The sequence below is a fragment of the Streptomyces sp. NPDC016469 genome (genome assembly GCF_040632905.1).
Classification (GTDB): domain Bacteria; phylum Actinomycetota; class Actinomycetes; order Streptomycetales; family Streptomycetaceae; genus Streptomyces.
This window is the reverse complement of the sequence record NZ_JBEYCQ010000072.1, coordinates 1-7,400: the sequence shown is the minus strand read 5'-3', so window position 1 is coordinate 7,400 and position 7,400 is coordinate 1. Positions and strand designations below refer to the sequence as shown.

Sequence of the window (7,400 nt, the reverse complement as noted above, 5' to 3'; positions counted from 1 at the left end):
GCGCCCTGTCGGGGGCGGGACCGGCCGCCCTTCCCTGTGCGCCGCGCCTGCGCCATGGACGACGCAATGAAGCGGCTGTACAACATCGCCGATGCCGATATCGGCACGGGGAGGGACGCTGCCCTCGAGAAGCTCGCCAAAGATCGCAATGCCTTTCAGCACTACGGTCCGACTCATTCGATCGAGTGCGGAATTTCGCCATCTTTCTCCCCGGTCTAGACGAGGGGCCCGACGACGGGGCAACCTTCATGGAGACCGGGGAGAAGCGGGTAAGAATCTGCCGGAAGGCTTCCATGAGAATCATCGTCGAGGGCGCAACCGAGGAGTTCGCCGAGCGAATCGTCGCACTCGCCGCCCAGCACCACGCGGACCTCTCCATTACCACCGTCCGACCGGGCTGGTCCGTCGACCGCGCCGAGCGCTACCTCCGCGACCTGACCGCGGGGTCGCGCCGGATGGCAAAGATGGTCATCGATGCCGACGGATACATCGAGGCCAACCACCTCCGCGACGAGCTCGGCGCGCTCAACGGCCCGTCCAACGGCCTGAAGCGGGCCGTTGACCGCGGCATCCGCAAGGGCTGGTGGCCGGAGCACACCCCGGCGCCCATCACTCCCGTCTCCGACCCCAACAACCCCTCCTGGCACCAGAACATCGCCTATCGAATGGACCAGGAGATCCTTCCCGTCTTCCGCGAGGCACTCACCCGGATCGCCGAGGCTCCGCCGTCGGCCGACTCGTAGCAGTAGGCGCTCCCCCTGCTGGCTGCCCATGACCGAGTGGCTGCCATGAGCAGCAGCAGTTCCCCCGGCCCTCCGTGCCAGCACCAGTCGAAAGACAACCTGTCTGATCAATTTCAGGAGACCTGAGATGCAGAGCCTGCCCTTCGACAAACCGGGCCGCTTCTGGCGGGGGAATCTCCATACGCACTCCGACGAGTCCGACGGCGCCCTGTCCCCGGCGGCGACCGCGCAGTACTACCGTGACGCCGGGTACGACTTCCTGGCCGTCACGGACCATTTCCGGCCCGAGTACGGCTTCCCGCTGACGGACACCACGCCCCTGCGCACAGAGCTGTTCACCACCCTGCTCGGCGCCGAGCTGCATGCTCCACGCACGGAGGCAGGCCCCTCGTGGCACATCCTCGCCGTCGGACTCCCACTCGGCTTCGCGCCCGCCGACGCGACAGGAGACTGGGCCCGAGCTGGCCCGCAGGGCCCGAGCCGCGGGCGCATACGTGGGTATGGCTCACCCGGCGGCCTCCCTTCTGAGCATCGCGGACGCCGAGAGCCTGGAGGCCGCACACGCCGTGGAGGTCTACAACGCGCTTGCCGCACGTGAACACCGCGGGGACAGCTGGCACCTCACTGATGTCCTGCTCAACCGGGGCCATCAGCTGCACACCTACGCCGCCGACGATGCCCACCTCCACCCCCAGGACCCCCCGGGCTGCGCAGCCTGGGTTCAGGTCCGCGCCAAGTCCCTCGCCCCCGACCAGCTCCTAGCGGCACTCAAGGCCGGGCGCTTCTACTCCTCCACCGGGCCCGAGCTGTACGACATCAGCCTGGCCAATGAGCACATCACCGTCCGCTGCTCCCCCGCCAGCAAAATCCTGATCACCGGGGGCGCACCGGGGGCACAGGTCGTGCAAGGCAGGGATCTGACGGAGTGCACCCTGCCGTTGGCGATGTTCGGGGGCGGATTCTGCCGGGTCACGGTCGAGGACGACGCCGGCAAACGAGCCTGGAGCAACCCGATCCACCTGGCGTCCCGCGCGGCCGCCAGTGCGCAATGAATCGCCTCACACCTTTTCCCCACCCGAAGAAGGGAACTTCTGTCATGCTCTGGCCCGCACTGCGCGCACTCGCCCACGGACACCTGGCAGCCGATCAGGTAACACGGCTGCTCCACGACTTCGCCCTCACCGAGAGGGTGCGGACCGCAGGTCCCGGCGCTGCGCAGAGCATCGCCCACCGCTCCCTCATCGACGGGGAAAGCGCCGCCCTGGTCTTGGATCTGGCGCGTACCGGAGACTCCGGCTGGGTCTTCACCCTCTTTCACACCGGCCAGCAGCCCGCCGCCGCCACCGTCGAGGAATACCGGGAGCGGTTCCGCGAGGCCGTGAGCCGAAACGGGCTTACCCTCATCCAGGTCGAGCCGCCGACATCCGCCGACGAAGTCCTGCTGACCAGCGTCGCGGCTGATAAGGCCGACTCGCCCTTCGGGGCCCGCTGGGACCCGGTAGTCGAGGAACTAAGCAGGTTGTGGCCGCACCTAGGACTGGCCATGGATGCTCCTCGGGAGGTTAAGACGGTCAAGTTGCGCGAGCTCATGCTCACCTCGGCCTGGCCCCAGGCCCCAGAGCCTCTACGCCGTGAAGCGGAAGCTTTCCTCCACGGCGCCTGACCACACGTCGCGCACCGCCGATCAGGTGGCGGCGCGCCCTTGAGTATCACCGAAGGCAGGGGGACTTATGGCTGAACATTCGAGCGGTGCAGGGAATACGAATGGTGCCGCTCCTCTGATTGGCACCGCGGAGCGAACCGAGTATCTCCGGGCCGGGGAAGCTCTGCTCAGTAGTGACGGACGTGTCACCAGCACGCCGCAGGCCAAGACCATCGCGATTCAAGAACTCGCCCGCCGGATCCCTACATCCACTCCCGAGCTTGTCCTCGCCGCTATGGGCCTGGTGGTCGGCAACGACATGGCTTCCCGCTTAGGCGACGGACGCTATGTCCTCGTCCCGCACAACGCAGCGTATCCCTCCATGGGAGCTGACGTTTTGCATGCCGACGAGCTCAACCCCGTTGATCCGCGCCATGCCCCAAGCAGCGCCATCGCCATGGACAGCCCGGAGGCGAACACGCTGGTCCGCATGGTCGCGATCAGCGAGCTGATGGGAGCCTGGTCCTACGGATCGAACAACAATGTCCGAGTGCTGGCCCTGCAAGAGGTCGCACGAGAAGAGTTCGAACTCGACAACGTGCTGAAGTGGGAGCTGGAGCCCAAAGTCGCCTTCGCCGTCGACCTTGAGCTTGACTACAACCGCGAGGCCCTGCGGGACTTTCTGCGAGCCCAGTACGACATGACACAGGAAGTCCTGCGTGCCCGGAGAGTCACGCATGTCCTGTCCTACCGCGCACTTAGCTGGTCCGAAGGGGCGCTGCAGCCCGCTTGGGCGCACGAACGCTTCCTCGGCCAGTTCGTTGAGGCCCGGGCACGCCCGCTGGCCAGCTGGTCGGCCGACCGGCGGGTCGTCGCCGACTGGCTTGAGCAGCGCGGCGCAGGAGGTGTGGTCCTGGCCGCACGGACACCCGCCAAGGAAGTCCTGGCCCTGCCCACCACCGGCATCGGCTACTTCGACCAGAAGGAATGGGTGCTGCTGCCGGGCGACCACAGAGCCATCCTTGACGGCGTCTACACCCCTATTCCGGACACCGCGCCCCGGAAGGCCACCAATGCCTCTGCCGTATCCCTGGGCGTCCCGGCTCTCCAGACTCCCACGGCCGACGACCAGGCTGCGGCACCCGCGGCGCCCGGAAATGACCTCGCGGCCAGATGGCGCACGCCGACGATCGTCCAGCGGCTGGACCCCGCCCACCCCATCGACCGGGAGATCCAGCGCATCCTCGCCGGCGCAGAAGAACCCCCTGGGTGGTGGCTGCGTGACGAGTCCGGATATGCCATCTCCCAGCGGGATTTGGAGTTCCTCGGGATCGCGCCCGTGCAGATCCGGTGGCTGCTTTCAGGGGAGGCACCCATGGGCATGACGCCCACCCTCTATCAGCAGTTCGGGACGGAGATGCTGGAAGCTCTCACCCGGCAGGGCTTCGATCCGTCACAGCTCGACATCCGTCTCAAGGGAACCGGCGCGAATTTCTTCTCCGGTCCGCACAAGTCCCTTCCGCGCGAGGAAGACCTGACCGGCCGACCAGAAGCCGCACGTCGGCTGACCGAGTGGTTCGGAGACAGCCCCGAGCGGCCCTTGCGACGCCCCTACGACGCGATGTGGCGACTGTGCCTGGACCCGGAACCCAGCGACATCGACATCGACATCAACTCAACCGCGATCGTTCGTGCGGCACGCGAGCACTGGAGAGCCGCCCACCCCGACCGGTACCCGGGCGACTTCATGGGCGGTCACGGATACCTGGACAAGCAGACCGTGGTCGGTGCCCTGCCAGCGCTGGCAGCCTGGGCGAAGAGGTGGGAGGAGGAACTTGGCAGGCCCATTTCCCTAGGCGTCTTCGAGTCCAGCGGCCCCTTCGACGCCACCGTCCTCGGCCGGAGCCTCTCCTCCCATTTCAATGAGAACGACTGGGTCTCGCGGGCAATGCGCTGAGCGTTCGCCGCGATCGCCTCGCGCACCGTCACCGTGATCTCGCCCAAGCGCGGGAGTATGGTCTCCAGGTCCACCCCCGCATCACGCAGCGCCATGAGTTGCTGTGCGAGCTGCGGCCAGTCCGCCCCCTCTACCAGTGTCGTGGCGATGTCCGGCGGCAGGAACCTCCTCACCTCGCGCTGTGCCTCGACCGATGCCTTCTCAACAAACGGCAGTTCGGACTCCTGCCCCGCTCTTTTCTGCTGCCGTACGGCGTCCGCAATGGCCAGGACCAGTCGATAGGCCATCACCGACGTCTGCCCCGCCTCGCCGACCGCTGCTGCAAAAGCCTCCGATGCCAGCTCATCGGGTGTCGGTGTCGCCATGCTCCGCTCCCCTCGTTACCGGGGCCTTCTCGGCCCTCTGCGCAGGTCGTCTACCGGCGGCCGCCGTTTCGGCCCCGGCCCGCCCCGCCTGACGGACAGCGCCGGCCGGACCGATGCCTTCTGCGGGTGTTGACGACAACGCCGCCTGGGGCGGACGCCGCCGACTCGCGGTGCCATTGCCGCCCGTCCAGAGGCCATGTAAGCACTTCGGGTACTGAAGCAGCCCCGCAGGTGTCAGCCGCGGGCCCGCAAAGTGAGGGCCCGGCCCAGGCAGGCGAGGGCCGCCGTGCAGGCCAGGGTGCGGGCGGCGTTGGCCGGCGTCCAGGCGCCCCGGAACCGGTCGCGGATCAGGGCGATCTCCGGTCCTGACGCCTCCGCGGTCAGCCGGGCGAGCTGCCGGTTGAGGGGGATGTTGACCTTCATCGTGACGGCGACGGCCGCCGAGTAGAGGGCGAGGGCCGCCCAGGTCCAGCGGGCGGCGCGGATGTGGCCGAGGCGGCGCAGGGAGACGCCGGAGACCCCGGTGGCCAGGAACGCCCCGAAGAAGACGAGCCCGAAGAAGCCGTTCTCGATGGCGTCGTTGATATGGCCCATGGCGCTCGCGAAGGCCGCGTCGTCGGTGCGGTCGAGGCCCGGCATGACGGACACGTCGAACGCGAAGTACAGCCCCGCGCTCAGCCCCATCGCGATGGTGGCCGCGTACAGCGACGCTTCGGTGCGTCCGCCCGGCCGGGCCGGGAGCGGGGTGGTCGGCGCGGTGGCGGTCATGGCTTCTCCTGAGGGCGCGGTACGGGGCGCAGTACGGGGGCGAGCAGCCGTTCGTAGCGGCGGCGCAGCACCGTCCGGCCGAGCAGCCGTACCGGTGGCGGGATGGTGGCGGTGACATGGGCCCTGGCGGCGGGGTCGGCGCCGTCGAACATCCACGGCTGGAGGCGGCCCAGCACGCCGGGCGGCGCGGTCCGCAGCAACCGCCGTTCGACGGACGCGTAGCGCGTGGCGCCGAGCGCGGTGAAGGCGGGGAAGGCGATGCGCTCCTCGGCGGCGAGGTGGTCGCGCAGGACGGCGGCGAAGGCGTCGGCGGCGGGGCGCAGCGCCGCGGGGTCGACGCCCGGGCGGAGCGCGGCGCCGACGGCGTCCATCGCCGCGTCGAGGCGTTGGTGGTCGCCGTCGATGGCGTCGGCGGCCCGGTCGAAGCCGGGGACGGCGCGCCGCAGTTCGGGCCAGAGGACGGCGTCCTCGCTGTGGTGGTGCCAGTCGATCACCTCGCGCAGGCTGTGCCACCAGGTGACCACCCCGCCGGTGGGGGCGCCGGGCCCGGAGCGTGCGACGGCCACGAGCCGTGCGGCGTCGCGGCGCATCGCGATGTGCATCAGCGCGAATCCGTGGAAGTGCCCGGGCAGCGACGGGAGGTGCTCGCTCGTCATCGGTTCGGTACCGGTCATGGGTGCCTCCTCACGCGAGGGGGGACGGGAACGGGCGGCCGCCGTGTGCGGCCGCCCGTTCCACGGGTCCCGGTGTCGGTCAGGCGTTCCAGACACCGCTGGCGGCGGCGTCCCGGGCGAAGTCGGCGAAGTCCTTCGGCTTGCGGCCGGTGGCCTCCTCGACCCCGTGCACGAGGTGGGCGTTGCGGCCGTCGAGGATCAGCCCGAACAGGTCGGCGAACTCGACGGGGAGCCCGTTCTCCTCCAGCGCCTTGCGGTACTCGTCCACGCTGACGGGGATGTACGTGATGGTGCGGCCGGTCGCCTTGCCCAGCTCCTGGGCGATGTCGCCGAAGCTCAGCAGGCGCGGGCCGGACAGCTCGTACGTCTTGCCGATGTGCTTGTCGTCGGTGAGCGCGGCGACGGCGACGTCCGCGATGTCGTCGGCGTCCACGAACGGCTCCACCGCGTCCCCGGTCGGCAGGACGATCTCGCCGGCCATGACCAGGTCGTGGAAGAAGCTCTCGCTGAAGTTCTGGTTGAACCAGCTGGCGCGGACGACGGTCCAGTCCGCGCCCGACTCCTTCACCTTGTCCTCGCTGATGACCGCGCCCTCCTCGCCGCGCCCGGACAGCAGCACCAGGCGGCGCGCCCCCTTGGCGACGGCGGCCTTCGCGAACGCGCCGACGGTCTCGGCGGCCCCCGGGAAGGCGAGGTCCGGGTAGTAGGTGATGTAGACGGCGCTCACCCCGTCGAGGGCGGCGTCCCAGGTCGCGGGGTCCTCCCAGACGAAGGGGGGCGTGCCGGAGCGCGATCCGATGCGTACGGGGAGCCCTTTGGCGGACAGCCGATCGGCGACCCGCCGCCCGGTCTTGCCCGTGCCGCCGATCACAAGCGTCGTGTTCGTCATGTTCGTCCCGTCTGTCGTGGCCTGCGTGGTGGTGTGGTGCTCGTCGTTCTCGTCATGAGGGAGTGGTCGCGTGCGGACGGTGATGGGGGTCCGCACGGTGGCGGCGGTGGCGGCGCTCTCCGGTGGGGGGTGGCTGCGGAAGGACCCGTCGGGTACGGCCTTCATACGCAGCGTAGGCAGCCCCTCGCCGCACGAGCCACGTCACCGGGCCTCGTCTCTAGCGGTTCTCCAGAGGGTCTCTGGGCGATCACCTCGTACGGTGGCGGGTCAGTAGCGGTAGTGGTCGGGCTTGTACGGGCCGTCGACCTCGACGCCGATGTACGCGGCCTGCTCGGGGCGGAGGGTCGTGAGCTTCACGCCGA

At 69.2% G+C, this 7,400-nt stretch carries 8 protein-coding genes and 1 pseudogene; 5 read left to right on the top strand and 4 right to left on the bottom strand.

The genetic code is table 11. From position 1 onward, the window contains the following. The 5 genes and pseudogenes from ABZ565_RS35100 to ABZ565_RS35080 form a co-directional block, all read left to right on the top strand. Positions 1–219 (top strand): annotated as a pseudogene (locus ABZ565_RS35100) (hypothetical protein); the annotation flags it as partial. A gap of 74 nt (positions 220–293) precedes the next feature. Continuing rightward, positions 294–743, top strand: a complete 450-nt coding sequence (locus ABZ565_RS35095) for a hypothetical protein (RefSeq protein ID WP_361036328.1) — start codon at positions 294–296, stop codon at positions 741–743. A 494-nt stretch (positions 744–1,237) separates the two neighbouring features. Beyond that, positions 1,238–1,795, top strand: coding sequence for a hypothetical protein (locus ABZ565_RS35090; protein WP_361036325.1), 558 nt, complete (start codon positions 1,238–1,240; stop codon positions 1,793–1,795). Between the two features lie 44 nt (positions 1,796–1,839). After that, a complete protein-coding gene (locus ABZ565_RS35085) occupies positions 1,840–2,406 on the top strand; it encodes a hypothetical protein (RefSeq protein ID WP_361036322.1) in 567 nt (188 codons plus the stop codon). A gap of 67 nt (positions 2,407–2,473) precedes the next feature. Beyond that, positions 2,474–4,342 (top strand): hypothetical protein, encoded by a 1,869-nt coding sequence (locus ABZ565_RS35080; protein WP_361036319.1) that lies wholly within the window; start codon positions 2,474–2,476, stop codon positions 4,340–4,342. A gap of 599 nt (positions 4,343–4,941) precedes the next feature. Here the strand turns inward: ABZ565_RS35080 and ABZ565_RS35075 are convergent. From ABZ565_RS35075 to ABZ565_RS35060, 4 genes are all read right to left on the bottom strand, one after another. Beyond that, positions 4,942–5,475, bottom strand: coding sequence for an anthrone oxygenase family protein (locus ABZ565_RS35075; RefSeq protein WP_361036317.1), 534 nt, complete (start codon positions 5,473–5,475; stop codon positions 4,942–4,944). Next, positions 5,472–6,149 carry a hemerythrin domain-containing protein gene (locus ABZ565_RS35070; RefSeq protein WP_361036315.1) on the bottom strand — a complete coding sequence of 226 codons (678 nt, stop codon included), beginning with the start codon at positions 6,147–6,149 and terminating at the stop codon, positions 5,472–5,474. Before ABZ565_RS35070 ends, ABZ565_RS35075 begins: the two co-directional genes overlap by 4 nt. Before the next feature lie 79 nt (positions 6,150–6,228). Further along, positions 6,229–7,038 carry an NmrA family NAD(P)-binding protein gene (locus ABZ565_RS35065; RefSeq protein WP_361036331.1) on the bottom strand — a complete coding sequence of 270 codons (810 nt, stop codon included), beginning with the start codon at positions 7,036–7,038 and terminating at the stop codon, positions 6,229–6,231. A 267-nt stretch (positions 7,039–7,305) separates the two neighbouring features. Next, a partial coding sequence (locus ABZ565_RS35060; protein WP_353787965.1) for an adenosylhomocysteinase occupies positions 7,306–7,400 on the bottom strand: 95 nt, incomplete at its 5' end.

Bases quoted from the DNA above. Each gene is read 5' to 3' on its own strand.
- ABZ565_RS35095 (WP_361036328.1), top strand. From the start codon at position 294: ATGAGAATCATCGTCGAGGGCGCAACCGAGGAGTTCGCCGAGCGAATC.
- ABZ565_RS35085 (WP_361036322.1), top strand. From the start codon at position 1,840: ATGCTCTGGCCCGCACTGCGCGCACTCGCCCACGGACACCTGGCAGCC.
- ABZ565_RS35080 (WP_361036319.1), top strand. From the start codon at position 2,474: ATGGCTGAACATTCGAGCGGTGCAGGGAATACGAATGGTGCCGCTCCT.
- ABZ565_RS35075 (WP_361036317.1), bottom strand. From the start codon at position 5,475: ATGACCGCCACCGCGCCGACCACCCCGCTCCCGGCCCGGCCGGGCGGA.
- ABZ565_RS35070 (WP_361036315.1), bottom strand. From the start codon at position 6,149: ATGACCGGTACCGAACCGATGACGAGCGAGCACCTCCCGTCGCTGCCC.
- ABZ565_RS35065 (WP_361036331.1), bottom strand. From the start codon at position 7,038: ATGACGAACACGACGCTTGTGATCGGCGGCACGGGCAAGACCGGGCGG.